Below are 23672 nucleotides of genomic sequence, written 5' to 3'. Positions count from 1 at the left end.
GCGGACGAGGAAGGCAGGCCTTGCTTGCCGGGATGTATTTTGGCAACAAGGATGTTGCCGATATCAGGAGCGACCACCGCGTCGGTCCTGGACATCTCGAGCCGGTGCTCGTCGCACCGGTCAACCCGTCTCCTGTGGAGGTGCGCATGAGCAGCCTGCTGCCCGTCGTCGTGCCGGCCGGAGGCGTGCTCGCCGGAGCGTCCTCCGGGCGGGTGGACGACCTGGAGACCCGGACGCGGCAGCGCGTGCTCGAGCTGATCGCCGCGGACGGGCCGATCAGCGCCGTCGAGCTGGCCGCTGCGCTCGACCTGACCCCGGCGGGGGTGCGGCGCCACCTGTCCGCGCTGGAGCACAACGGGCAGATCGCACCGCACGCGGCGACGGGCGGTGCACGTGCCCGGCGCGGACGTCCGGCCCGCCGGTTCGTCGTCGCGACCCGGGGCCAGCACGACCTGGAGCACCGGTACGCCGAGATCGCCGCGGAGGCGCTCGCGTTCCTCGCCAGCGCCGCCGGCGAGGAGGCGGTCGAGAAGTTCGCCGCCGAGCGTGTCGGCGACCTGGAGCGGCAGATCGCCCCGGCGGTCGACGCAGCCGGGACCGACATGACCGCCCGTGCGGAGGCGCTCGCGCGGGCTCTGGACGACCACGGCTATGCCGCGTCGGCGCGTCCGGTCCCGGGCACCGACGCCGTGCAGCTGTGCCAGGGTCACTGCCCCGTGCAGGACGTCGCGGCCCAGTTCCCGCAGCTGTGCGAGGCGGAGACCCGCGCGTTCGGCCACCTGCTCGGCGTGCACGTCCAGCGCCTGGCGACGCTGACCTCTGGCGGCCACGTCTGCACCACCAGCATCCCGACCGGCAGCATCCCCACCGGCACCCGCCGGGTCCCAGCAGCACCGACCACCCCCGTGATCGCGACGGAAGGACCGACAGCATGAGCGCACCCACGGAGCCGATCACCACGCCTCTGACCCAGGACGAGGCCATCGCCTCGATCGGGACCTACGGCTACGGCTGGCACGACACGGACCTCGCCGGTGCCACCGCGCGCCGCGGCCTGTCCGAGGAGGTGGTGCGCGGCATCTCCGCGTTGAAGAGCGAGCCCGAGTGGATGCTGAAGACGCGCCTGAAGGCCCTGCGCCTCTTCGACAAGAAGCCGATGCCGTCGTGGGGTGCCGACCTGTCCGGCATCGACTTCGACAACATCAAGTACTTCGTCCGGTCGACGGAGAAGCAGGCCGCGAGCTGGGAGGACCTGCCCGAGGACATCAAGAACACGTACGACCGGCTCGGCATCCCGGAGGCGGAGAAGCAGCGCCTCGTCGCCGGCGTCGCCGCGCAGTACGAGTCCGAGGTGGTGTACCACCAGATCCAGGAGGAGCTGGAGAAGCAGGGCGTCGTCTTCCTCGACACCGACTCCGGCCTCAAGCAGTACCCGGAGATCTTCGAGCAGTACTTCGGCTCCGTCATCCCGCCGGGGGACAACAAGTTCGCCTCGCTGAACACCTCGGTGTGGTCGGGCGGGTCGTTCGTCTACGTGCCGCCGGGCGTCCACGTCGACATCCCGCTGCAGGCCTACTTCCGGATCAACACCGAGAACATGGGCCAGTTCGAGCGGACGCTGATCATCGCGGACGAGGGCTCGTACGTGCACTACGTCGAGGGCTGCACGGCGCCGATCTACCAGAGCGACTCGCTGCACTCCGCCGTGGTCGAGATCATCGTGAAGAAGAACGCCCGCGTGCGGTACACGACCATCCAGAACTGGTCGACCAACGTGTACAACCTGGTCACCAAGCGGGCGACCGTGGCCGAGGGCGGCTCCATGGAGTGGGTCGACGGCAACATCGGCTCCAAGGTCACCATGAAGTACCCGGCCGTCTACCTGATGGGCGAGCACGCCAGCGGCGAGACGCTGTCGATCGCCTTCGCGGGAGAGGGCCAGCACCAGGACACCGGCTCGAAGATGGTGCACGCCGCCCCGAACACGTCCAGCCACATCGTGTCCAAGTCGGTGGCGCGCGGCGGCGGCCGCTGCTCCTACCGCGGGCTGGTGCAGATCCTCGAGGGTGCCGAGGGGTCCCGCTCGAGCGTGCTCTGCGACGCGCTGCTGGTGGACCAGATCTCCCGGTCGGACACCTACCCGTACGTCGACGTCCGCGAGGACGACGTGACGATGGGCCACGAGGCGACCGTCTCGCGGGTGAGCGAGGACCAGCTGTTCTACCTGATGTCCCGAGGCCTGCCCGAGCAGGAGGCCGTGGCCACGATCGTGCGCGGGTTCGTCGAGCCCATCGCGCGTGAGCTGCCCATGGAGTACGCGCTCGAGCTCAACCGCCTCATCGAGCTCCAGATGGAAGGTGCCGTCGGCTGATGACGACCACGACGAACGAGCCCACGGGGCTGTCGACCGACCACTCCCGGGCCGTCGCCGACGGCAAGCACTCCCACGGCGTCGCAGCGGTGCCGGAGACGAGCCGGGCCGCGCGGCGGACCAGCTTCGACGTCGCCGACTTCCCTGTGCCCACCGGGCGCGAGGAGGAGTGGCGGTTCTCGCCTATGGACCGGCTGGCGCCGCTGCTCGCGGCCGGTGACGGGCTGCTGACCGGGCACGGCGTGCTGACCACCGTGGTCGAGAGCCCCGAGGTGCGGGTCGAGATCGTCGACCGCGACGACGAGCGGCTGGGCAGCGCGGGCAAGCCGGGCGACCGGATCGCCGCCGCGTCCTGGGCGTCGTTCCCGCGCTCGACGGTGGTCACCCTGCCGCGCGAGGCGGTCGCCTCCCAGGTGACCTCGGTGGTGGTGGAGGGCTCGTCCCTCGAGCCCACCGCGACCCATCTGCTGGTGCACGCGGAGCCGATGTCGGAGGGCACCGTCGTCCTCGACCACGTGGGCCAGGCGACGCTCGCGGAGACCGTCGAGATCGTCGTCGACGAGGGCGCCCATCTCACCGTCATCTCCCTGCAGGACTGGGCGCCGGGCTCGGTGCACGACTCCGCGCACCGGCTGCGGGTCGGGCGTGACGCCACGCTGCGGCACATCGTCGTCACCCTCGGCGGCGACGTAGTGCGCATCACACCGGATGCCGAGTTCACGGGCGAGGGCGCCGACCTCAACGCGCTCGGCCTGTACTTCGCCGACGCGGGCCAGCACCAGGAGCACCGCCTGTTCATCGACCACGCCGTGCCGTCGTGCCGGTCCCGCGTCGCCTACAAGGGCGCCCTGCAGGGCGAGGGCGCGCACAGCGTGTGGGTGGGCGACGTGCTGATCCAGGCGAAGGCCGAGGGCACCGACACCTACGAGCTGAACCGCAACCTGGTGCTGAGCGACGGCGCCCGTGCCGACTCCGTGCCGAACCTCGAGATCGAGACCGGCGTGATCGAGGGTGCCGGCCACGCCAGCGCCACCGGTCGGTTCGACGACGAGCAGCTGTTCTACCTGCGCTCTCGCGGCATCCACGAGGTCGACGCGCGGCGGCTGGTGGTGCTCGGCTTCTTCGCCGAGCTGCTGCACCAGATCGGCGTCCCGGAGGTCGAGGACCGTCTCCTCGCCTCGATCGAGAACGAGCTGGCGCGCTCCGGCGTCGTCGTCGCCCCGCACGCGGAGGGCAGCGCCGACGGCGCGCCCCTCACCGGCGAGGCGGTCCCGGCAGAGGCGGAGCAGGCATGAGCGCTCAGCGCGCGTGCCTGGCGTCCGACGTCCCCGTGGCCGGGACGTTCCGCGTCGAGCTCGAGGGTGCTGACGGCACCGTCGAGATCGCCGTGGTCCGCGACGAGGACGGCGAGCTGCACGCCATCAGCGACATCTGCTCGCACGGCCAGGTCTCGTTGTCCGACGGCGAGGTGGAGGGCGCCACGATCGAGTGCTGGCTGCACGGGTCGCGGTTCGACCTGCGCACCGGCAAGCCGCTGTCCCCGCCCGCCGTCCGGCCCGTGCCCGTCTACCCCTTGACCGTCGACGGCGAGCAGGTGCTCGTGGACGTCGACGCCCCGCTCTGAGAACGAGGAGAACCATGTCCACCCTGCAGATCTCCGACCTGCACGTCAGCGTCGAGACCAAGGAGGGCCCCAAGCCCATCCTGCGTGGCGTCGACCTCACCGTGAACAGCGGCGAGACCCACGCCATCATGGGGCCCAACGGCTCCGGAAAGTCGACCCTGGCCTACTCGCTGGCCGGTCACCCCAAGTACCACGTCACGTCCGGCTCCGTGACCCTGGACGGCCAGGACGTGCTGGCGATGAAGGTCGACGAGCGCGCTCGTGCCGGCCTGTTCCTGGCCATGCAGTACCCGGTCGAGGTGCCGGGCGTCTCGGTGTCGAACTTCCTGCGGACCGCCAAGACGGCCGTCTCCGGGCAGGCGCCTGCCCTGCGCACCTGGGTCAAGGACATGCGCGCCGCCATGGAGAACCTGCGGATGGACTCGACGTTCTCCGAGCGGTCCGTGAACGAGGGCTTCTCCGGCGGCGAGAAGAAGCGGCACGAGATCCTCCAGATGGAGCTGCTCTCGCCGAAGTTCGCGATCCTCGACGAGACCGACTCGGGCCTCGACGTCGACGCGCTGCGGATCGTCTCCGAGGGCGTGAACCGGGTGCGCAGCAACACCGACGTCGGCGTGCTGCTGATCACCCACTACACGCGGATCCTGCGGTACATCCGTCCGGACTTCGTGCACGTCTTCGTCGACGGGCGCATCGCCGAGGAGGGTGGCTCCGACCTGGCCGACCGCCTCGAGGACGAGGGCTACGACCGCTTCACGCAGGGCGCCCCGCTCGTCTGAGCGGGTGCCCGTGACCGACACGCACCGACCGACCCTGACCGTCGTCCGAGCGGAGGACCGATGACCAGCACGCTGGACGCCACCCGCACCCTGAGCCCCGAGGAGCTCGCCGCGGTGCGGGCGGACTTCCCGCTGCTGTCGCGCACCCTGCGCGACGGTCGGCCGCTGGTGTACCTGGACTCAGGGGCGACCTCGCAGAAGCCCGAGGTGGTGCTCGACGCCGAGCAGGACTTCTACACCCAGCGGAACGCTGCGGTGCACCGCGGTGCGCACCAGCTCGCGGAGGAGGCCACCGAGGCGTTCGAGAACGCGCGCGGCCGGGTCGCCTCGTTCGTCGGCGTGGCGGCCGACGAGCTCGTCTGGACGTCCAACGCGACCGCGGGGATCAACCTCGTCGCGTACGCGATGTCCAACGCGAGCCTCGGCCGCGGCGGGGTGGCGGCACGCCGCTTCGCGCTCGGCCCGGGCGACGAGATCGTCGTCACGGAGGCCGAGCACCACGCGAACCTGGTGCCCTGGCAGGAGCTCGCGGCCCGCACGGGCGCAACCCTGCGGTGGCTCGGGGTGGACGACGACGGCCGGATCCGGGTCGACGAGCTCGCGACCGTGGTCGGGGACCGCACCCGCGTGCTGGCCTTCACGCACGCCTCGAACGTGACCGGCGCCATCACCCCGGTGGAGCCGTTCGTCGCCCGGGCGCGTGAGGTCGGGGCGTTCACCGTCCTCGACGCCTGCCAGTCCGTCCCGCACCTGCCGGTGGACCTGCACGCGCTCGGCGTGGACTTCGCGGCGTTCTCCGGCCACAAGATGCTGGGTCCGACCGGCGTCGGCGCGCTGTACGGCCGCCGCGAGCTGCTCGCCGACCTGCCGCCGTTCCTCACGGGCGGGTCGATGGTCGAGGTGGTGACCATGGAGCACACCACCTACGCACCGCCGCCCCAGCGGTTCGAGGCCGGCACGCAGATGGTCGCCCAGGCCGTGGGCATGGGGGCGGCGGCGGACTACCTGGCGGAGCTGGGCATGGAGGCCGTCGCGGGGCACGAGCGGCGGCTCGCCGGCCTGCTGCTCGACGCGGTGGCCTCGGTGCCCGGTGTGCGGGTGATCGGCCCCACCGAGAACCGCGACCGGCTGGCCACGGTCTCGTTCGTGGTCGACGGCGTGCACGCGCACGACGTCGGCCAGGTGCTGGACGACGCCGGAGTCGCCGTGCGCGTCGGCCACCACTGCGCACAGCCGCTGCACCGCCGATTCGGCGTGGCCGCGACCGCTCGCGCCACCGCGTCCGTGTACACCACCGAGACGGAGATCGAGGTGTTCCGGGAAGCGCTGGCGGGGGTCCGGGCGTTCTTCGGTGCGGACGACGACGCTCGCGTCCACCGACACGGAGGTGACCAGTGAGCTCCGGCTCGATGGAACAGCTGTACCAGCAGGTGATCCTGGACCACGCGAAGTACCCGCACGGGCGCGGCCTGCCCGAGGGGTCGGGGACGGTCGCGGTGGCGATCGCCGAGCACGCCGACGCCTGCGGGGTGTCCCACCAGGTCAACCCGACCTGCGGCGACGAGCTGACGGTCCGGGTCGACGTGGACACCAGCGGCCCCGTGCCGGTGGTGCGTGACCTGCGCTGGGACGGCCAGGGCTGCTCGATCTCCCAGGCGTCGGCCTCGGTGCTGCACGACCTCGTGGTCGGCCAGGACCTGCGCACCGTGGACTCGCTGCACGACTCCTTCCGCGCGCTGATGCAGTCGCGCGGTGCGGGCCTGGACGACGAGGCCGCCGAGGAGGCGCTCGGCGACGCCGCGGCGTTCACCGGCGTGTCCCGCTACTCCGCACGCGTCAAGTGCGCCCTGCTCGGCTGGGTCGCCATGTCCGACGCCCTCATCCTGTCCGGCGCCCGTACCCAGGAGGACGCATGAGCATCGACCAGAACCCCGGCGCCCGCACGGAACCGGCCACCGCAGCCGACGTCGAGGAGGCCATGCGCGACGTCATCGACCCCGAGCTGGGCGTGAACGTCGTCGACCTCGGGCTGGTCTACGGCGTGCTGGTGGACCAGACCAACACCGCCACCATCGACATGACGCTGACGTCGGCGGCCTGCCCGCTGACCGACATGATCGAGGACCAGACCGCCCAGGTGCTGGACGGCATCGTCGACGCCTTCCGGATCAACTGGGTGTGGATGCCGCCGTGGGGCCCCGAGAAGATCACCGAGGACGGGCGCGAGCAGATGCGGGCCATCGGCTTCAACATCTGAGCACCGCCGCGTCGGCACGCCCCTGCGACACCGGTCGCGGGGGCGTCGTCGTCCCCGCGTGCCCGTACGTCACGCCGCGCGTCCCCGGGCGCCCCGGCGCGTCCGGGTGCTGTCAGAGGCTCGGTGCCGAGAAGGTGTCGCAGGCCGCCAGGGTGCCCTTCTGGTACCCGGTGGTGAACCACTTCTCCCGCTGCGCGCTGGACCCGTGGGTCCACGTGTCCGGGTCGACCCCGCCGCCGGACTGCTGCTGGATGTGGTCGTCGCCCACGGCCTGCGCCGCTGCCAGCGCGTTCGACAGCTGCTGCGGTGTCACGGGGTCGAGGAGCACCACCCCCGTCTGCGGGTCCTTGGTCGTCGCGGCGTGGCCGATCCAGATGCCGGCGTAGCAGTCGGCCTGCAGCTCGAGCTTGACCGAGTCGGACGTCGCCCCGGTGCCCTGGTGGTCGATCTTGCTCATCGTGCCGAGCAGGTTCTGCACGTGGTGCCCGTACTCGTGGGCCGTGACGTACATCTCCGCCAGCGGTCCGTCCTGGGCGCCGAACTGGCTCTGCAGCTGGTCGTAGAAGCCCAGGTCCAGGTACACCGTCCGGTCCGTCGGGCAGTAGAACGGTCCGGTGGAGCTCGACGCGGCACCGCAGCCGGTGCTCGTCTGGGAGGTGAACGAGACGACCGGCGGCTGGCTGAACGGCGTGCCCTGGGCGGCCAGCGCCTGCTGCCAGTAGGCGTCCAGACCCTGCACGGTCGCCGACAGCCGGCAGTCGCGCTGGGTGTTCGCCTGCTCGGCGGAGCAGCGCTGGATGGTGGTGCCCTGCGACGTGCCACCGGACTGCGACCCGCCGCCGACGGCGTTCAGCACGTCGCCGAGGTTGCCACCGTTGAGCAGCGTGACCAGGACGACCACGACGAGCCCCGTCACGCCGCCGCCGATGGCGATGCCGCGTCCGGGTCCGCGGCTCTGCACCCGGCCGCCCTCGAAGTCGCCGCCCTCGTGGAAGGTCACGCGGGGACGCTAACCCGGCATCGGAGGAGCGGCCACCGGGTGGCCGGTGCACCGGCGGTGGGTCGGTGCGGTTCAGTCGTCCGGCAGCCCACGGGCGGCGAGCGCCTCCCCGACCCGTCGTGCATGCGCGACGGTGCGCACCCCCGCCGGCACGACGAGCGCGCGAGGTGACCGGTCCAGACCCCGGGCCCGCGCCGCGTCGGCGGACTCCCCGAGGACCTGGACCAGCACGGGGACGCTGCGCAGCATCACGGCGACCCCGAGCGCGATCGAGCTCGGCCGGACGCCGAACCGCCGCAGGCCGGCGGTCGCACCGGTCACCACCCTCACCAGCTCGTCCGCCGGGGTGGTCGCCGCGAGCACGACGCCGGCGAGCACCACGGCGAGGAGGTCCAGTGCGGCGGCCACGCCGGCCGCCGCTCCGCTGGTCCACCAGCGGCCGAGGCCGACGAACGCCGCGGCGACCAGACCCGGCCGCAGCCCGAGCACCACCCGGCGCCACGGCAGGCGGGCGACCGCGGCAGCGGCCGACGCGACCAGCACACCGGCCGCCGCGGCAGGCAGGCCCGGGACCAGGACGACCGCGGCCGTGAACGCCGCCGTGCCGCAGAGGGACGCCCACACAGGCAGGCGGTGCAGCGGGCTGGTCCCTGGTACGTAGAGACCGAGCGGTCCCGTCCAGGCTCCGCGGCCCCGACGGCGACTCACGACGCCCGCACCCCGGCGGCCCGCGGCGCCTCGCTCATCAGCTCGCGGTACCGCACCAGGGCAGGACCGGGGGGACCGTCGTGGACCACCTGCCCCTGGTCGACCACCAGCACCCGGTCGGCCCTCGCCGCCGCCTCGAGGTCGTGGGTGACCAGCACCACCTGCTGCTCCAGGGCGTCGAGGAGCTGGTCCACGACGCGCCGCCACCGCAGGTCGAGCAGGGTGGTCGGCTCGTCGCACACCAGCACCGCCGGCTCGGTGGCCAGCACGGCGGCGAGCGCCAGCAGCTGCCGCTGGCCCGCGGACAGCGCGTGCACCGGCAGGTCCGAGTGGTCGGCGAGGCCGAACCGGTCGAGCCAGGCGCGGGCCGCCGAGCGGCGCTCCGCGGCGCTGCCCGTGGTCCGGCGCAGCGAGAGCGCCACGTCCTCCGCCGGCGTCGGCATCACCACCTGCGCGTCGGGGTCGGTGAACAGGAAGCCGACCCGGCGGCGCACCGCTGCCCCGTCCCGCACCGTGTCGAGACCGTCGACCCGCACCGTGCCGGCGGAGGGCAGCACCAGGGCGTCGAGCAGCCGGGCGAGGGTGGACTTCCCGGAACCGTTCGCGCCCACCACGGCCACCCTGCGCTCCGTGATCGACAGCGTCACGGGGCCGAGGATCCGGACGGTGCGGTCGCGACCGCTGACCGGATCGGGGGTCCAGACGGTCACCTCCGCCCGGTCGAGCTCGATCACCGCCGGTCGCGCAGCAGGTCCGGGAACGCCCGCAGCGCCGCCGCGGCGACGGCCGCCGCCAGCAGGCACTTGATCAGGTCACCGGGCCAGAAGCGCAGGTCGACGACGAACGCCGCCTGCACCGACATGCCGGTGCGCCAGGCGAGGCCGGCGATGCCGAGCGGTCGGACGACCAGCCAGGTGGCGGCCACCCCGGCCGCGGCGAGCACAAGGAACCGACGTGCCGGCCGGGCCCTGCGCGCGAGTCCCGCGAACCACCCCGTCAACGCGGTGGCCGGCACGAACGCCGCCAGGTAGCCGACCGTCGGACCGGCCAGCACGCCGATGCCCCCGGTGCCGCCGGCCAGCACCGGGACGCCCGCCAGCCCGACCGCCAGGTAGAGCGCGACCGCCAGCGCGCCTCGCCGTGCGCCCAGCAGCAGCCCCGCCAGCGTGATGGCGAACGTCTGCAGCGTGATCGGTACGGCCGTGCCGGTGGGGATCGGCGGCAGCACCGCGCAGGCGGCGATGAACGCCGCGAGCACACCCACCAGGGCGATGTCGCCGGCGGGGGAGCGTCGGCTGACGGGCGCGGGGAGGACGGCATCGGCCCCGGCGCCGACGGCGGCCAGCCGGTCGGTGCCGGCCCCTCCGGTGGCGGCGTCGTCGGCGGGCGTCGGGTGGGGGAATCCGCTGGACATCGGCTGCTCCGGTCGTCAGGGTCGGGTGGTCGGACGCGTCAGGCGTCTGGCAGTCGTGGCCCGGGCCTCGTCGTGTCGGTGGCACCGGCAGCCGGCAGCGAGGCTGCTCGGACCTCGGTCACGCTAGCCGGTCGTAGACTGGCGGGCGTTTGTGCCCCGGCCCAAGGCCCGAGCGCCCGTCGTCGGAGGAACCCACCAGTGATCGTCGCCCAGGGCGTGGAGCTGCGCATCGGCGCCCGCGTCCTCCTCGAGCCCACCAGCTTCCGCGTCGCCGCCGGCGACCGGATCGGCCTCGTCGGCCGCAACGGCGCGGGCAAGACCACCCTGACCCGCGTGCTCGCCGGTCAGGGGCAGCCCACGGGTGGTCAGGTGACCCGCGGCGGTGAGATCGGCTACCTGCCGCAGGACCCGAGCACGGGGGACGCCGACCAGCTGGCGCTGCACCGCGTGCTGTCCGCCCGCGGGCTGGACGAGGTGGTGCGGGCGATGCGGGAGACCGAGGGCGCGATGGCCAGCGCCGACGACGCCACCCGCGAGACCGCGATGGAGCGGTACTCCCGCCTCGAGGCCCGCTTCACCGCCGCCGGCGGGTACGCCGCCGAGAGCGAGGCCCACCGGATCACCTCGAACCTGGGCCTGGACGACCGGGTGCTGTCGCAGAGTCTCGGCACGCTGTCCGGCGGTCAGCGCCGCCGGGTGGAGCTCGCCCGGATCCTGTTCTCGGGTGCCCAGACCCTGCTGCTCGACGAGCCGACCAACCACCTCGACGCGGACTCGATCGCCTGGCTGCGCGACTGGCTCAAGGCGTACTCCGGCGGGTTCGTCGTCATCAGCCACGACGCCGAGCTGCTGCGCGCCTGCGTCAACAAGGTGTTCCACCTCGATGCCAACCGCGGGGTGATCGACCAGTACGCGCTCGGCTGGGACGCCTACCTGACCCAGCGCGAGACGGACGAGAAGCGCCGGCGCCGGGAGCGCGCCAACGCCGAGAAGAAGGCGGCGGTGCTGCTGGCGCAGGCCGACAAGATGCGCGCCAAGGCGACCAAGGCCGTCGCCGCGCAGAACATGGCCAAGCGCGCCGAGCGGCTGCTGTCCGGCCTGGAGCAGGTGCGCGCGTCCGACAAGGTGGCGCACCTGCGGTTCCCCGACCCGGCGCCGTGCGGCAAGACCCCGCTGACGGCGGAGGGCCTGTCGAAGTCGTACGGGTCGCTCGAGGTGTTCACCGACGTCGACCTGGCGATCGACCGCGGGTCCAAGGTGGTCGTGCTCGGCCTCAACGGCGCGGGCAAGACGACCCTCCTGCGGATCCTCGGCGGTCTGGAGCCCAGCGACACCGGCGAGGTCCGCCCTGGTCACGGCCTCAAGCTCGGCTACTACGCCCAGGAGCACGAGACCCTGGACCTGTCCCGCACGGTGGTGGAGAACCTCCGCTCGGCAGCTCCCGACCTGACCGACACGCAGGTGCGCTCGGTGCTCGGCTCGTTCCTCTTCTCGGGGGACGACGCCGACAAGCCCGCGAGCGTGCTCTCCGGCGGGGAGAAGACGAGGCTCGCGCTCGCGGCGCTGGTGGTCTCGAGCGCCAACGTGCTGCTGCTGGACGAGCCGACCAACAACCTGGACCCGGCGTCACGCGAGGAGATCCTCGCCGCGCTGCGCGGCTACGCGGGCGCGGTCGTGCTCGTCAGCCACGACGAGGGTGCCGTCGCGGCGCTGAACCCCGAGCGCGTGCTGCTGCTCCCGGACGGTGCCGAGGACCTGTGGGGACCGGACTACCTGGACCTGATCGCCCTCGCCTGACGTCACCCGCGCGGGACCACCCGGAGCGGCCGAGACCGTACCGAGCCTCGGCCGCCGCTCAGCGTGGCTCGGCGTCCTCCGGACGCCCGGGTGCCCGGCCCGGCGACCCGCCGCCGAGCTGCGCGTCCACCAACGCGTCCTCGGCGAGCTCGTCACGCCCGGGCCGGCGCCGTGGCCGCTTGTGCGACGGCCCGGCCGCAGCACGGCCCTCGTCGGCCGCACCGGAGCCCTCCGCCGGTGCCGTCGTCGGGCCGGCCGTCTCGTCCCGCCCCGCGTCGTGGGCCACCGGCGCGCTCGTGGCCGCGATGCCGTCCGCGTCGCCGGCGCGCCGTGCCGGTGCGGCGGCGCGCTCCTGGCGCTCCTCCAACAGCTCGCGCCGCGCGGACCACACGCAGGCGGCGAACCCGCCCAGGGCGAACACCCACCACTGGAACGCGTACGACAGGTGGGGTCCGGGGTCCGTGTCCGGCGGGTCCAGGGTGCCCAGCGCCTGCGCCGGGGCGGGGTCCTCGGTCGAGACCGCCACGTAGAAGGGGTACGCGGTGCCGGCGGGGGCAGCGGCTCCGGCGGCCGCGAGCACCTGCGGGACGTCGATCGACTGCACCTGACCCGCCGGCGCCCCACGGGTCGACGCGGCCTCCGGCATGCGCACGCGGCCGACCAGGGTGGTCGTGCCGGCCGGTGGGGCGGCAGGGGTCGGCGCGGTCGACCCGTTGCTGCCGATCGGCACCCAGCCGCGGTCGACCACCAGCACGGACCCGTCCTGCGTCACGAACGGCACCAGCACGTGGTACGCCGAGTGGCTCGCCACCGGCCGGTTGCGCAGCAGGACCGTGGCGGAGGGCACGTAGTGACCCTCCGCACGGACGGAGCGCCACTCCGACGCCGGCGTCAGGCCGGCCCCTGGCGGCGCGAGGGTGCTCAACGGCACCGGCGCTGCCGCCCAGTTCGCCTGGACGACGGCGATCAGCCGGTCCTTCACCACGTGCCGGTGCCACTGCCACCGACCCAGGAAGGTGCAGGTCACCGCCACGACGACCCCGATCAGCACCAGCCCGACGGCCCGGCGGACGGCCGGCCTCACGGTGTGGGACCGCCCTGGTCCGACTGCACCAGCTCGCCGACCGGCACCACGTCCCGCAGGAACGCCCGCACCTGCAGGTACTCCGACAGCGAGCCGCGGTGCTCGTCGCACGCGAGCCAGACCTTGCGCCGGTCCGGGGTGTGCAGGCGCGGGTTGTTCCACAGCAGCCCCCACGCCGCCCGCTGACGGCAGCCGCGCCCGCTGCAGACCAGCTCGCCGACCGTGTCCGGCACGCCCGTGCCCAGGTCCGCCCCGCTCATCGGTCTCCTCCGGCCTGCCGTCGTCGTTCCTCGGGCGTCGCACGGGACGCCGTGCCGTCGCCCGTGGTGCCGGTGTCCTTGGGGTCTGGTGCGGCCGGGCGGCCGTCCGTGCGCGACGAACCGATCAGCCGCGGGTCGAGGAACGACGCGTCGCGCGCCTGCCGCTCACGACCGGCGTTGGCCACCAGCACCGCCGTGTACGGCAGCACCACGGCGCCGATCACCAGCAGCACCGTCACCACCACGGGCACCCGGTGGAACGTGGCCACCGCCCCGACGAAGCACACCACCCGGATGCCCATCTGGATCAGGTAGCTGCGCTGCCGGCGGGACTGGTCGGCCGACAGCGAGGGTGGTGCGGTGGTGATGCGGTGCACCGGAGGCTGCTCCGGCGGCAGCCCGCTCGGCGTGCTCACCCACAGATCCTAGGTCGGCGGTCCCTTGTGGACCTTCCACAACAGCGGACCGGCCGACGTTAGCCGTGCCCTCCGGCCTCCGGCCGTCGTCGTCGGCTAGCGTCGTGACCCGTGCCTGCCTCCGACGAGACCCAGCCCCAGCCGGCCCGTGCTCCCCGCAGCGTCCTCGTGACCGGTGCCGGACGAGGCATCGGCCGCACCATCGCCGAGCGCTTCCTCGCCCTGGGCGACAAGGTCGCCACCCTGGACCGGACCGCCGACTCGCCGGCGGGTGCGCTGGCCGTCGTGGGGGACGTGCGCGACACCGCGTCGGTCGACGCGGCGTTCAGCGAGGTCGAGGCGGCCCACGGACCCGTCGAGGTGCTCGTCGCCAACGCGGGCATCACGCGCGACCAGCTGCTGCTGCGGATGACCGACCAGGAGTTCGACGACGTCCTGGACGTCAACCTCGCCGGAGCCTTCCGGGTGGTGCGACGCGCGTCGAAGGGCATGATCCGGATGCGCCACGGGCGGATCGTCCTGATGGGGTCGGTCGTCGGTCTGTACGGCGGCCCCGGCCAGGTGAACTACTCCGCCTCGAAGGCGGCCCTGGTCGGCATGGCTCGCTCGGTCACCCGCGAGCTCGGCGGCCGCGGCATCACCGCCAACGTGGTCGCCCCCGGCTTCATCGACACCGCGATGACCCAGGCGCTCCCGCAGGAGCGGCAGCAGGCGTACCTCGCCGCGATCCCCGCCGGCCGCTTCGGCGACGTGGACGACATCGCCGGCGTCGTGGAGTTCCTCGCCTCCCCGCTCGCCTCGTACATCAGCGGCGCCGTCATCCCGGTCGACGGCGGCCTCGGCATGGGCCACTGACGCCCGACCTCGCGACCTTTGACACCTGACGCATCCGATCGACGAAGGGTCCCGCCATGGGTCTGCTGGACGGCAAGTCGCTGCTGATCACCGGGGTGCTCACCGACACCTCGATCGCGTTCCACGTCGCCCGCCTGGCCCAGCAGGAGGGCGCCCACGTGGTGCTCACCTCGTTCGGGCGGCAGTTCCGGCTGACCGAGGTGATCGCCCGGCGGCTCCCCGAGCCGGTCCCGGTCGTCCAGCTCGACGCGACCAGCGAGGACGACCTCGCTGCGCTCGCCGACCGGCTGCGTGAGCACACCGACCACCTGGACGGCGTGGTGCACTCGATCGGGTTCGCGCCGCAGTCCGTGATGGGCGGGAACTTCCTCGCCGGCCAGTGGGACGACGTGGCGACCGCGCTGCACGTGTCCGCGTTCTCGCTGAAGTCCCTCGCGGTGGCGGCCCAGCCCCTCCTCGTGCGCGGCTCGGCCGTCGTCGGTCTCACCTTCGACGCCCGCTACGCCTGGCCGGTCTACGACTGGATGGGCGTCGCCAAGGCGGCGTTCGAGTCCACGGCCCGGTACCTGGCCCGCGACCTGGGCCCGTCGGGGGTGCGGGTGAACCTGGTGTCCGCCGGGCCGATCCGCACGACCGCGGCCAAGTCGATCCCGGGGTTCGAGGCGATGGAGGGTGGCTGGCCGGACCGGGCGCCGCTCGGCTGGGACGTCCACGACCCGGAGCCGACGGCACGCGCGGTCGCCGCGCTCCTGTCGGACTGGTTTCCCGCGACGACGGGTGAGATCGTGCACGTCGACGGTGGCGTGCACGCGATGGGCCAGTAGCCCGCGGGCCGCCGTGGGGGAGGGGGACCCAGGTGGCCCACGACGAGACCGAGGCTGTGCAGCCAGGTGCTGCCGCGCCGACGCGCACGCTGCTGCTCCTCCGGCACGCCAAGGCCGACCGCCCGCACGGCGTGGTGGACCACGAACGTCCGCTGTCGCTGGAGGGACGCCGGCAGGCGGCGCAGGTCGGTACCCGGTGGGCGGCAGTGGGGCTGCTGCCCGACGTCGTCTGGTGCTCGTCGGCGCTGCGGACCCGTCAGACGTGGGAGCTGGTCGCCCGGTCCTCCGGCGCGGACGCCCGGCTGCTGCTGAGCGACGACGTGTACGACGCGGGTGCGGCCGACCTCGTGGAGCTGTTGCGCACCACGCCCACGGACGCGCGGACGGTCGCCGTGGTCGGCCACGAGCCGTCCATCTCGGCGGTGTCGGCGGTGCTCGCCGCGCTCGGGTCGGACCCGGCCGCGGTGGCGCAGGTGCGCGCCGGTGTGCCGACGGCGGCGTGGAGCGTGCTGCGGCCGTACGACGGCTGGCCGGACCTGGGTCGGGGCCGTGCGCGGCTGGTGGCCGTGCACCGACCCTGAGGGGGCGCGCTAGCTGTACTGCCCAGCCAGGTTGGTCAATCGGGTGATGGGCGGGACCTTGCCGATGGCTGAGTGGGGCCGGTGGTGGTTGTACTGGTGGAGCCATCCTGGCAGGGCGGCCCGGCGGGCGGTCTCGGAGGGGTAGTGCCGGGCGAAGGCCCAGTCGGCGGCCATGGTGCGGTGGAAGCGTTCGATCTTGCCGTTGGTCTGCGGCCGGTAGGGGCGGGTCTTCTTGGCGGTGATGCCGAGGTCGGTGCAGGCGTCGCGCCAGGCGTGGGACTTGTAGGCCGATCCGTTGTCTGACAGGACCCGTTGGACGATGACACCGCGGGCGGCGAACCAGGACACCGCCCGACGCAGGACCCCGATCGCGGTGGCGGCGGTCTCGTCGTCGTGGATCTCGGCGTAGGCGACCCGGGAGTGGTCGTCGATCACGGTATGCACGAACGCCGTGCCCATCTTCGGGCTGTAGTGGGCGTTCTTCGTCTTGCCGGGCGTCGCGGCCCGGTGCCGATCGCCTTGGGCTCGTCCGACGAACCGCCACCCGCCGCCGTCGGGGATGTTGCCCAGCTTCTTGACGTCGACGTGGATCATCGCGCCGGGGTGGTCGTGCTCGTAGCGGCGGATCGGCTCACCGGTGCGCACGTCCACGTGCGAGAGCCGGTTCAGGCGACAGCGGGTCAAGACGGCGTGGACCGTGGAGGCCGGCATCCCCAACCGCGCACCGATCGCGATCGGTGATAGCCGCTTCTTCCAGCGCAGGTGCACCACCTGACGCACCAGGTACTGCGGGGTGCGGTTGGCGACGCGGTGCGGACGGCTCGAGCGGTCGCCCATCCCGGCCTCGCCCATCGCGGCGTACCGCTGCGCCCAGCGCTTGGCAGTCGGCCACGACACGTCGTAACGACGCGCAGCCAGGGCGATCGGCCAACCCTCCTCGACGATCAGGCGCGCCAGCCGCAGCCGGGCACGGGGCGTCAAGGCAGCGTTAGCGTGGGACACGAAGACCTCCAGGTCGTGGGAGCGGAACCTCAGCAGCTCCACTCCACGACCGGAGGTCTTCGTCCGTCCATGACCCGCTACCGCGTGTCGTCACACTCCAACAACCAACGTCCCTGGGCAGTACAGCTAGCGGGTGCGCGGCACCAGCAGCGGCGGGAGCTCGAGGATCGCGTCGAGCCGTCCGGTCACGGCCGCGTCCGCCTGCGCCGCCACCACCGGCTTGGCGTTGAACGCCACGGAGAACCCCGCCGTCGCCATCATCTGCAGGTCGTTGGCCCCGTCGCCGATCGCCACCGTCCGGTCCAGCGGTACGCGCAGCTCCGTCGCCCACTCGCGCAGCGCCGCGGCCTTCGCGGCACGGTCGACGACCGCCCCTGCGACGCGTCCGGTCAGGTAGCCGCCCGCCACCTCGAGCCGGTTCGCCCGGCGCCGCTCGATCCCGAGCCGCTCCGCCAGCGGGCCGACCACCTCGATGAACCCGCCGGACACCAGCCCGAGCGGCCAGCCCCGCTCCCGCAACCCGGCGACGAGCTCCTCGGCTCCCGGGGTCAGCTCCACCTCGTCGAGGACCTCGCTGAGCACCCGCAGCGGCAGTCCGGCCAGCGTGGCGACACGCTCCCGCAGGGACGCGGCGAAGTCCAGCTCTCCGCGCATCGCACGGTCGGTGATCGCCGCGACCTGCTCCCGGCTGCCCGCGTGCGCGGCCAGCATCTCGATCACCTCACCGGTGATGAGCGTGGAGTCCACGTCCATCACCACCAGCCGGTCCGGGCGGGCCGCGAAGGGCATGGTGGTCACGCGCGCAGGCTAGCGGGCCGGCGCTGGGGAGCGTCCTGTGGTGTCAGTCCGCGATGACGGTGCCCTTGGGGACGACGGTCACGCCGCTCTCCGTGATGGTGAACCCGCGAGCGAGGTCGTGCTCGTGGTCCAGGCCCACCCGGGCGCGCTCGGGGACGATGACGTTCTTGTCGAGGATCGCCCGGTGCACCTGCGCGTACCGGTTCACGTGCACGCCGTCCATCAGCACCGAGTCCGTCACCTGGGCCCAGGAGTGCAGCCGCACGCCGGGGGACAGCACGGAGCCGGCGACCGTCGCACCGGAGACGAGCACGCCCGGGGACACGATGGAGTCGGCGGCGTGGCCCAGACGTCCGGGGCCGGCGTGCACGAACTTCGCCGGCGGCAGCCCGATGTAGCCGGTGTAGAGCGGCCAGTCGTCGTTGTAGAGGTTGAACACGGGCTCGATGGAGATCAGGTCCTGGTTCGCCTCGTAGTACGCGTCGATGGTGCCCACGTCCCGCCAGTAGTCGCGGTCGCGGTCGGTGGAGCCCGGCACGTCGTTGCGGATGAAGTCGTAGACGCCCGCGGTCCCCTGGGAGACGAAGTACGGCACGATGTCGCCGCCCATGTCGTGGCGCGAGTTGACGTCCTCGGCGTCCAGCGTGACGGCCCGGACCAGGGCGTCGGCGTTCGCCACGTAGTTGCCCATCGAGGCGAGGATCTCGCCCGGGGAGTCGGGCAGGCCGACGGGGTCGCTCGGCTTCTCGCGGAAGGCGGCGATGCGCGTCGGGTCGTCCGTCGCCGTCTCAATGACGCCGAACTGGTCCGCCCAGCTGATCGGCTGCCGGATGCCGGCCACCGTCAGCTCCGCTCCCGAGTCGATGTGCGAGTCGACCATCTGGGAGAAGTCCATCCGGTAGACGTGGTCGGCGCCGACCACCACCACGATGTCGGGACGCTCGTCGTCGATGATGTTCAGGCACTGGTAGATCGCGTCCGCGCTGCCGAGGTACCAGTGCTTGCCGACCCGCTGCTGCGCCGGCACCGCGGCGACGTAGTTGCCCAGCAGCTGGGACATCCGCCACGTCTGGGCCACGTGCCGGTCCAGGCTGTGCGACTTGTACTGGGTCAGCACGATGACGTGCAGGTACCGGGAGTTGATGACGTTCGACAGGGCGAAGTCGACGAGGCGATAGATCCCGCCGAAGGGCACCGCCGGCTTGGCTCGGTGGGCGGTGAGCGGCATCAGCCGCTTGCCCTCCCCACCTGCGAGGACGATAGCGAGGACGCGCGGCGTTGCCATGGCACGAACCCTAGGCCCACGGACCAGCGCCAGCGAGGCGGCTCCCGCAAGGCGCGCTAGCGTGTCGCCCGTGGCCCCGCGGGGGCCGGGCGAGGAGGCCTGACGTGCGCGTCGATCTGCTGACCCGGGAGTACCCCCCGCACGTGTACGGCGGCGCCGGCGTGCACGTCGCCGGGCTGACCGCGGTGCTGCGCGACGCCATCGACGTCCAGGTGCACTGCTTCGACGGACCCCGGGACGCCCCGGGCGTCCACGGCTACGACGTCCCGGCCGAGCTGAGCGACGCCAACGCCGCCCTCCAGACGTTCGGCGTGGACCTGGCCATGGTGGCCGGCATCACGGCCGGTACCGACCTGGTGCACTCGCACACCTGGTACGCCAACCTCGCCGGCCACCTGGCGGGGCTCCTGCACGGCGTGCCCCACGTGGTGACGGCGCACAGCCTGGAACCGCTGCGACCCTGGAAGGCCGAGCAGCTCGGCGGCGGCTACGCCCTCTCGAGCTGGGCGGAGAAGACGGCCTACGAGGCGGCCGCCGCGGTGATCGCGGTCAGCGGTGGCATGCGGGCCGACATCCTGCGCTCGTACCCGGCCGTCGACCCGGCGAAGGTGCACGTGGTGCACAACGGCATCGACCTGGACTCGTGGCGGCGGCCCACCTCGGAGGCGGACCTCGCACGCGACGAGCAGACGGTGCGTGAGCTGGGCATCGACCCGAGCCGGCCGTCCGTCGTGTTCGTCGGGCGCATCACCCGGCAGAAGGGTCTGCCCTACCTGCTGCGTGCCGCCGAGCTGCTGCCGGCGGACGTCCAGCTGGTGCTCTGCGCCGGCGCGCCGGACACCCCGGAGATCCTCGCCGAGGTCGGCGGCCTGGTGGAGCGGTTGCGCGAGCGGCGCACGGGCGTGGTGTGGATCGAGCGGATGCTGCCCCGCGCCGAGCTCGTGGCTGTGCTGTCGCACGGGACGGTGTTCGCCTGCCCGTCGGTGTACGAGCCGCTCGGCATCGTCAACCTCGAGGCGATGGCGGTCGACCTGCCGGTGGTCGGCACGGCCACGGGCGGCATCCCCGAGGTGGTCGACGACGGCGTCACCGGTCGGCTGGTGCCCATCGACCAGGTGCAGGACGGGACGGGGACGCCCACCGACTCGGACCGGTTCGTGCAGGACCTCGCCGCCGCGCTCACCGAGGTGGTCTCCGACCCGGTGCGGGCCGCCGAGTGGGGACACGCGGCGCGGCAGCGGGTGGAGGACCACTTCTCGTGGTCGGCCATCGGTGAGCGGACGCTCGAGGTGTACCGGTCCGTGCTGGGCTGACGCGCGCCAGGACGCCCGGGCGGGCGGGCCGAGCACCGGTCGTCGCGCGGCGGGTCAGGTGTCCAGCGTCGTCGCGGCCGCGGCGAGCGCTCGACGAGCCACCCGGTCCACCTCGCGCAGCGCGGTGGACCGCTGGTCGGCCTGCCACAGGTTCACCGCGCCGCCGTCGTCCTGCGTCGCGAGCCGCACGATCGCGCGCAGCCGCGCAGCGCTGGCGAGCACCCGGACGCGACGGCCCTCGATGCCCACCGGCAGTCGGGACGCCGGCAGCACCGCGTCCCGGACGGCGCCGATCTGCGCCGCAGCCTCCGGCCGCCATCGGGCCACGTCCAGGTCCACCAGCGCCTCGGTGGCGGTCGCGAGACCCTCGCGCAGCTCCCGCTCGGCGTCCGCCAGCGATCCGAGGTGCGCCAGCACACCGGGCCGCCAGTCGCTCGTCTCCACCACCGTCCACGCGACCAGGTGACCGAAGTCGATCGCGGAGCCGAACCGCTGGATGTGCGGCACCAGCGCGCGGCAGCCGCCGTCGGCCGTCCGTAGCAGCACCGCCTCACCGGCCACCGTGGCGGCCTCCGTCACCTCCCGCGGCGCCGATGCGGGGTCGCCCGGCACCGGGAGCACGGCGGCGGCCTGCGCGACGGGGCGGGCCGTACCCGCGAGCAGTCCGCGCAGATCGGGCGGCTCGACGCCCAGCACCGTGTGCGGCTCGTCGTCGCCCTCCACCGCGGCGGCGGCGGTCGTCGCATCCGCACGGACCGCCAGCCACAGCGCGAGCACCACCGACCGTGGCAGCTCGAGGGTGGACGGGGTGTGCACGGTCAGCCGATCGCGTGCACCGGAGCGGCGAGGGGAGTGCCCGAGCCGTCACGGCGCTCGTCGAGAACCGGCAGCGCGACGGCCTGGCCGCCGGAGCCGGTGGCGCGGGCGGGTGCGGGGCCGACCCAGGCCTGCAGCAGCGTGTCCTCGCCCTTCAGGAACCGCTGGGACCGGACGCCGCCGGTCGCGCGGCCCTTTGACGGGTACAGCGCGAACGGCGTCACCTTGGCGGTACCCGCCTGCGTGCCGGGCAGGGCGTCCGCGCTTCCCGCGACGGTCGCGACCACGGCGTCGTCCGCCGTACCGGCCGGCACCACGGCGAAGGCCACGACCCGGCGGCCGGCGGCGAGGTTGATGCCGGCCATGCCACCGGCGGCCCTGCCCTGCGGGCGCACCGCAGCGGCACCGAAGCGCAGCAGCGACGAGTCCGAGGAGATCAGCACAAGCTCGGCGTCGTCGGGCGCTGCGGCCGCACCGACCACCGCGTCGCCCTCCTTGAGAGCAATCACCTCCCACGAGTCCCGGTTGCCCGGCGCATCACCCGGCAGCACCCGCTTGACGGTGCCCTGCGCCGTGGCGAGGGCGAGCGGTGGTGCGTCGGTCGCGAGGGAGGCGAGCCCGACGACGTGCTCGCCGTGCTCGAGACCGATCACCTCGCCCACCGGCACACCGCCCGACAGCGACGGCGCTCCGTCGGTGGGAGGTAGCCCCGGCAGGTCGACCACGGGGACCCGGACTACCCGGCCCCGGTCGGTCACGGCGCCGACCTCGGACCGCGCTGTCGTCTGCACGGCGGACGTGAGGGCGTCGTGCCGGTGGCGCTGACCGTCGGCCCCGCGCGACGGGACCTCGTCGGACGCCGTGCGGGCCAGCAGGCCGGTGGCGGACAGCAGCACCCAGCACGGGGAGTCCGCGATCTGCAGCGGCGCGGCACCGGCGGCGGCGGTGCGAGCAGCCGGGGCGCCGCTGACGGAGGGGCCGCCCGCCGACTCCAGCAGGATCGTGCGTCGCGGCGTGCCGTACGCGGCAGCCACCTGGGCCATCTCGTCGGACACCTGCGTGCGGAGCAGCGCGTCGTCGGCCAGCAGCGCCTGCAGCTGGGCGATCTCGGCCGCCAGCTCGGCCTGCTCCCGCTCCAGCTCGATGCGCGAGAAGCGCGTGAGCCGCCGCAGCCGCAGCTCGAGGATGTACTCCGCCTGGGGCTCGGACAGGTCGAAGACCGTCCGCAGGCGGGCGCGGGCCGCCTCCGCATCGTCCGACGAGCGGATCACCTGGATCACCTCGTCGATGTCGAGGATCGCCACCAGCAGGCCCTCGACCAGGTGCAGCCGCTCCTGCCGTCGCGCCAGCCGGAACGCCGACCGGCGGCGCACCACGGTCACGCGGTGGTCCACCCACACCTGCAGCAGCTCGCGCAGCCCCAGCGTGCGCGGCTGACCGTCCACCAGCGCGACGTTGTTGATCGCGAACGACTCCTCGAGCGGCGTGAGCCGGTACAGCTGCTCGAGCACGGCGTCGGGATCGAACCCGGACTTCACCTCGACGACCAGGCGGAGGCCGTGCGTGCCGTCCGTCAGGTCGACGGCGTCGTTGATCCCCGAGATGCGCTTGGCCTTGACGCCCTCGGAGATCTTCTCGATCACCTTCTCGGGCCCGACGCCGAAGGGCAGCTCCGTGAACACGATGCCCTTGCGCTTGGGTGTCACGTTCTCGATCCGGGCGGTCGCTCGCGTCCGGAACGCCCCACGGCCGGTCCGGTACGCCTCGCGCACGCCGTCCAGACCGACGATCTTGCCGCCACCGGGCAGGTCGGGCCCGGGCACGAACCGCATGAGGTCCTCGAGGCTCGCCTCCGGGTGCAGCACCAGGTGCCGGGCGGCGGCGATCACCTCGACGAGGTTGTGCGGGGCCATGTTGGTCGCCATGCCGACGGCGATGCCGGTCGCACCGTTGACCAGGAGGTTCGGGATCGCGGCCGGCAGCACGGAGGGCTGCATCAGCTTGTTGTCGTAGTTCGGGACGAAGTCGACCTCGTCCTCGTCGACACCCTGGGTCATCGCCAGCGCGGCCGGCGCCAGCCGCGCCTCCGTGTACCGGGGTGCGGCCGGACCGGCGTCGAGGGAGCCGAAGTTGCCGTGCCCGTCCACCAGCGGCAGCCGCAGGGAGAACGGCTGGGCCAGACGCACCATCGCGTCGTAGATCGCCGAGTCGCCGTGCGGGTGCAGCTTGCCCATCACGTCGCCCACCACCCGGGCGGACTTCACGTACGGCCGGTCGGGGCGCAGGCCCATCTCGCCCATCTGGAACAGGATGCGGCGCTGCACCGGCTTGAGCCCGTCCCGTGCGTCCGGCAGGGCCCGGGCGTAGATCACCGAGTACGCGTACTCGAGGAAGGAGCCCTCCATCTCGTTCGCGACGTCGATGTCGACGATGTGCTCGACGAGGTCGTCGGGAGGCAGCGAGGGGGTGGCCGGGCGGCGCGCCATGC

The 23672-nt window shown here is 73.2% G+C and carries 25 protein-coding genes; 13 read left to right on the top strand and 12 right to left on the bottom strand.

Features of this window, described 5'->3' with window-relative positions; translation table 11 throughout:
- Positions 1-146 precede the first annotated feature (146 nt).
- From QMF98_RS09915 to QMF98_RS09880, 8 genes are read left to right on the top strand one after another with little or no spacing between them, the layout of a single operon-like run.
- Positions 147-935, top strand: a complete 789-nt coding sequence (locus tag QMF98_RS09915) for a helix-turn-helix transcriptional regulator (RefSeq protein ID WP_337972907.1) — start codon at positions 147-149, stop codon at positions 933-935.
- A complete protein-coding gene (gene sufB, locus QMF98_RS09910; RefSeq protein ID WP_337972906.1) occupies positions 932-2371 on the top strand; it encodes a Fe-S cluster assembly protein SufB in 1440 nt (479 codons plus the stop codon). The genes QMF98_RS09915 and sufB overlap by 4 nt, the downstream gene beginning before the upstream one ends.
- Positions 2371-3666 carry a Fe-S cluster assembly protein SufD gene (gene sufD, locus QMF98_RS09905; protein ID WP_337972905.1) on the top strand — a complete coding sequence of 432 codons (1296 nt, stop codon included), beginning with the start codon at positions 2371-2373 and terminating at the stop codon, positions 3664-3666. Before sufB ends, sufD begins: the two co-directional genes overlap by 1 nt.
- Positions 3663-3995 carry a non-heme iron oxygenase ferredoxin subunit gene (locus QMF98_RS09900; RefSeq protein WP_337972904.1) on the top strand — a complete coding sequence of 111 codons (333 nt, stop codon included), beginning with the start codon at positions 3663-3665 and terminating at the stop codon, positions 3993-3995. The genes sufD and QMF98_RS09900 overlap by 4 nt, the downstream gene beginning before the upstream one ends.
- A gap of 14 nt (positions 3996-4009) precedes the next feature.
- Entirely contained in the window at positions 4010-4774 is a 765-nt protein-coding gene (gene sufC / locus QMF98_RS09895) for a Fe-S cluster assembly ATPase SufC (protein ID WP_337972903.1), read from the top strand.
- A 60-nt stretch (positions 4775-4834) separates the two neighbouring features.
- Complete coding sequence (locus QMF98_RS09890) at positions 4835-6172, top strand: cysteine desulfurase (protein ID WP_337972902.1); 1338 nt, start codon at positions 4835-4837, stop codon at positions 6170-6172.
- A gap of 11 nt (positions 6173-6183) precedes the next feature.
- Complete coding sequence (sufU, locus tag QMF98_RS09885) at positions 6184-6690, top strand: Fe-S cluster assembly sulfur transfer protein SufU (protein WP_291762986.1); 507 nt, start codon at positions 6184-6186, stop codon at positions 6688-6690.
- Positions 6687-7031: a metal-sulfur cluster assembly factor gene (locus tag QMF98_RS09880; protein WP_263730930.1), complete on the top strand. Its 345-nt coding sequence runs from the start codon at positions 6687-6689 to the stop codon at positions 7029-7031. Before sufU ends, QMF98_RS09880 begins: the two co-directional genes overlap by 4 nt.
- Before the next feature lie 112 nt (positions 7032-7143).
- Here QMF98_RS09880 and ypfJ read toward each other — a convergent pair whose 3' ends face one another.
- From ypfJ to QMF98_RS09860, 4 genes are all read right to left on the bottom strand, one after another.
- Positions 7144-8031: a KPN_02809 family neutral zinc metallopeptidase gene (ypfJ, locus tag QMF98_RS09875; protein WP_337972901.1), complete on the bottom strand. Its 888-nt coding sequence runs from the start codon at positions 8029-8031 to the stop codon at positions 7144-7146.
- A 72-nt stretch (positions 8032-8103) separates the two neighbouring features.
- Positions 8104-8739 carry an energy-coupling factor transporter transmembrane component T family protein gene (locus QMF98_RS09870; RefSeq protein WP_337972900.1) on the bottom strand — a complete coding sequence of 212 codons (636 nt, stop codon included), beginning with the start codon at positions 8737-8739 and terminating at the stop codon, positions 8104-8106.
- Positions 8736-9473: an energy-coupling factor ABC transporter ATP-binding protein gene (locus QMF98_RS09865; RefSeq protein WP_337972899.1), complete on the bottom strand. Its 738-nt coding sequence runs from the start codon at positions 9471-9473 to the stop codon at positions 8736-8738. Before QMF98_RS09865 ends, QMF98_RS09870 begins: the two co-directional genes overlap by 4 nt.
- The gene (locus QMF98_RS09860; protein ID WP_337972898.1) at positions 9470-10153 is read right to left on the bottom strand and encodes a biotin transporter BioY; all 684 of its coding nucleotides are present in this window, start codon (positions 10151-10153) and stop codon (positions 9470-9472) included. The genes QMF98_RS09865 and QMF98_RS09860 overlap by 4 nt, the downstream gene beginning before the upstream one ends.
- 198 nt (positions 10154-10351) lie before the next feature.
- On the opposite strand from QMF98_RS09860, the gene abc-f reads away from it, so the two are divergent.
- Positions 10352-11950 (top strand): ribosomal protection-like ABC-F family protein, encoded by a 1599-nt coding sequence (gene abc-f, locus QMF98_RS09855; protein ID WP_337972897.1) that lies wholly within the window; start codon positions 10352-10354, stop codon positions 11948-11950.
- 58 nt (positions 11951-12008) lie between these two features.
- Here abc-f and QMF98_RS09850 read toward each other — a convergent pair whose 3' ends face one another.
- The 3 genes from QMF98_RS09850 to QMF98_RS09840 are packed head-to-tail and all read right to left on the bottom strand — an operon-like array spanning position 12009 to position 13710.
- Positions 12009-13034, bottom strand: a complete 1026-nt coding sequence (locus QMF98_RS09850) for an SURF1 family cytochrome oxidase biogenesis protein (protein WP_337972896.1) — start codon at positions 13032-13034, stop codon at positions 12009-12011.
- On the bottom strand, positions 13031-13294 hold the full coding sequence (locus QMF98_RS09845; RefSeq protein ID WP_337972895.1) for a hypothetical protein: 264 nt from the start codon (positions 13292-13294) through the stop codon (positions 13031-13033). The genes QMF98_RS09850 and QMF98_RS09845 overlap by 4 nt, the downstream gene beginning before the upstream one ends.
- Complete coding sequence (locus QMF98_RS09840) at positions 13291-13710, bottom strand: DUF3099 domain-containing protein (protein WP_337972894.1); 420 nt, start codon at positions 13708-13710, stop codon at positions 13291-13293. The genes QMF98_RS09845 and QMF98_RS09840 overlap by 4 nt, the downstream gene beginning before the upstream one ends.
- A gap of 111 nt (positions 13711-13821) precedes the next feature.
- On the opposite strand from QMF98_RS09840, the gene fabG reads away from it, so the two are divergent.
- From fabG to QMF98_RS09825, 3 genes are read left to right on the top strand one after another with little or no spacing between them, the layout of a single operon-like run.
- Positions 13822-14565: a 3-oxoacyl-ACP reductase FabG gene (gene fabG / locus QMF98_RS09835; RefSeq protein WP_337972893.1), complete on the top strand. Its 744-nt coding sequence runs from the start codon at positions 13822-13824 to the stop codon at positions 14563-14565.
- 56 nt (positions 14566-14621) lie between these two features.
- A complete protein-coding gene (gene fabI, locus QMF98_RS09830) occupies positions 14622-15389 on the top strand; it encodes an enoyl-ACP reductase FabI (protein ID WP_337972892.1) in 768 nt (255 codons plus the stop codon).
- Between the two features lie 32 nt (positions 15390-15421).
- Positions 15422-15970 (top strand): SixA phosphatase family protein, encoded by a 549-nt coding sequence (locus QMF98_RS09825; RefSeq protein ID WP_337972891.1) that lies wholly within the window; start codon positions 15422-15424, stop codon positions 15968-15970.
- 9 nt (positions 15971-15979) lie between these two features.
- Here the strand turns inward: QMF98_RS09825 and QMF98_RS09820 are convergent, their stop codons facing one another.
- The 3 genes from QMF98_RS09820 to QMF98_RS09810 all read right to left on the bottom strand — a co-directional run bounded on the left by QMF98_RS09820 (position 15980) and on the right by QMF98_RS09810 (position 19055).
- Positions 15980-16972 carry an IS481 family transposase gene (locus tag QMF98_RS09820; RefSeq protein ID WP_337975562.1) on the bottom strand — a complete coding sequence of 331 codons (993 nt, stop codon included), beginning with the start codon at positions 16970-16972 and terminating at the stop codon, positions 15980-15982.
- 126 nt (positions 16973-17098) lie between these two features.
- The gene (gene serB, locus QMF98_RS09815) at positions 17099-17761 is read right to left on the bottom strand and encodes a phosphoserine phosphatase SerB (protein ID WP_291762985.1); all 663 of its coding nucleotides are present in this window, start codon (positions 17759-17761) and stop codon (positions 17099-17101) included.
- Positions 17762-17813: 52 nt separating this feature from the next.
- Positions 17814-19055 carry a glucose-1-phosphate adenylyltransferase gene (locus QMF98_RS09810; protein ID WP_337972890.1) on the bottom strand — a complete coding sequence of 414 codons (1242 nt, stop codon included), beginning with the start codon at positions 19053-19055 and terminating at the stop codon, positions 17814-17816.
- 104 nt (positions 19056-19159) lie between these two features.
- Between QMF98_RS09810 and glgA the strand changes: the two genes are divergently transcribed.
- On the top strand, positions 19160-20368 hold the full coding sequence (glgA, locus tag QMF98_RS09805) for a glycogen synthase (protein ID WP_337972889.1): 1209 nt from the start codon (positions 19160-19162) through the stop codon (positions 20366-20368).
- 54 nt (positions 20369-20422) lie between these two features.
- Here glgA and QMF98_RS09800 read toward each other — a convergent pair whose 3' ends face one another.
- Together QMF98_RS09800 and QMF98_RS09795 are read right to left on the bottom strand one after the other, a co-directional pair.
- A complete protein-coding gene (locus QMF98_RS09800) occupies positions 20423-21184 on the bottom strand; it encodes an Rv1486c family protein (RefSeq protein ID WP_337972888.1) in 762 nt (253 codons plus the stop codon).
- Between the two features lie 2 nt (positions 21185-21186).
- Positions 21187-23670 carry a DNA gyrase/topoisomerase IV subunit A gene (locus QMF98_RS09795; protein WP_337972887.1) on the bottom strand — a complete coding sequence of 828 codons (2484 nt, stop codon included), beginning with the start codon at positions 23668-23670 and terminating at the stop codon, positions 21187-21189.
- Positions 23671-23672 lie beyond the last annotated feature (2 nt).

This window comes from Cellulomonas sp. NTE-D12 (assembly GCF_027923705.1).
GTDB lineage: Bacteria > Actinomycetota > Actinomycetes > Actinomycetales > Cellulomonadaceae > Cellulomonas.
This window is presented reverse-complemented; position numbering and strand designations above follow the sequence as displayed.

What these genes read in the sequence shown, in the direction of transcription:
- sufC (WP_337972903.1), top strand. Translation starts at nt 4,010, where the DNA reads ATGTCCACCCTGCAGATCTCCGACCTGCACGTCAGCGTCGAGACCAAG.
- QMF98_RS09860 (WP_337972898.1), bottom strand. Translation starts at nt 10,153, where the DNA reads ATGTCCAGCGGATTCCCCCACCCGACGCCCGCCGACGACGCCGCCACC.
- QMF98_RS09915 (WP_337972907.1), top strand. Translation starts at nt 147, where the DNA reads ATGAGCAGCCTGCTGCCCGTCGTCGTGCCGGCCGGAGGCGTGCTCGCC.
- QMF98_RS09795 (WP_337972887.1), bottom strand. Translation starts at nt 23,670, where the DNA reads ATGGCGCGCCGCCCGGCCACCCCCTCGCTGCCTCCCGACGACCTCGTC.
- sufB (WP_337972906.1), top strand. Translation starts at nt 932, where the DNA reads ATGAGCGCACCCACGGAGCCGATCACCACGCCTCTGACCCAGGACGAG.
- QMF98_RS09880 (WP_263730930.1), top strand. Translation starts at nt 6,687, where the DNA reads ATGAGCATCGACCAGAACCCCGGCGCCCGCACGGAACCGGCCACCGCA.
- QMF98_RS09845 (WP_337972895.1), bottom strand. Translation starts at nt 13,294, where the DNA reads ATGAGCGGGGCGGACCTGGGCACGGGCGTGCCGGACACGGTCGGCGAG.
- QMF98_RS09890 (WP_337972902.1), top strand. Translation starts at nt 4,835, where the DNA reads ATGACCAGCACGCTGGACGCCACCCGCACCCTGAGCCCCGAGGAGCTC.
- QMF98_RS09810 (WP_337972890.1), bottom strand. Translation starts at nt 19,055, where the DNA reads ATGGCAACGCCGCGCGTCCTCGCTATCGTCCTCGCAGGTGGGGAGGGC.
- sufD (WP_337972905.1), top strand. Translation starts at nt 2,371, where the DNA reads ATGACGACCACGACGAACGAGCCCACGGGGCTGTCGACCGACCACTCC.
- serB (WP_291762985.1), bottom strand. Translation starts at nt 17,761, where the DNA reads ATGCCCTTCGCGGCCCGCCCGGACCGGCTGGTGGTGATGGACGTGGAC.
- sufU (WP_291762986.1), top strand. Translation starts at nt 6,184, where the DNA reads ATGGAACAGCTGTACCAGCAGGTGATCCTGGACCACGCGAAGTACCCG.
- fabI (WP_337972892.1), top strand. Translation starts at nt 14,622, where the DNA reads ATGGGTCTGCTGGACGGCAAGTCGCTGCTGATCACCGGGGTGCTCACC.
- QMF98_RS09900 (WP_337972904.1), top strand. Translation starts at nt 3,663, where the DNA reads ATGAGCGCTCAGCGCGCGTGCCTGGCGTCCGACGTCCCCGTGGCCGGG.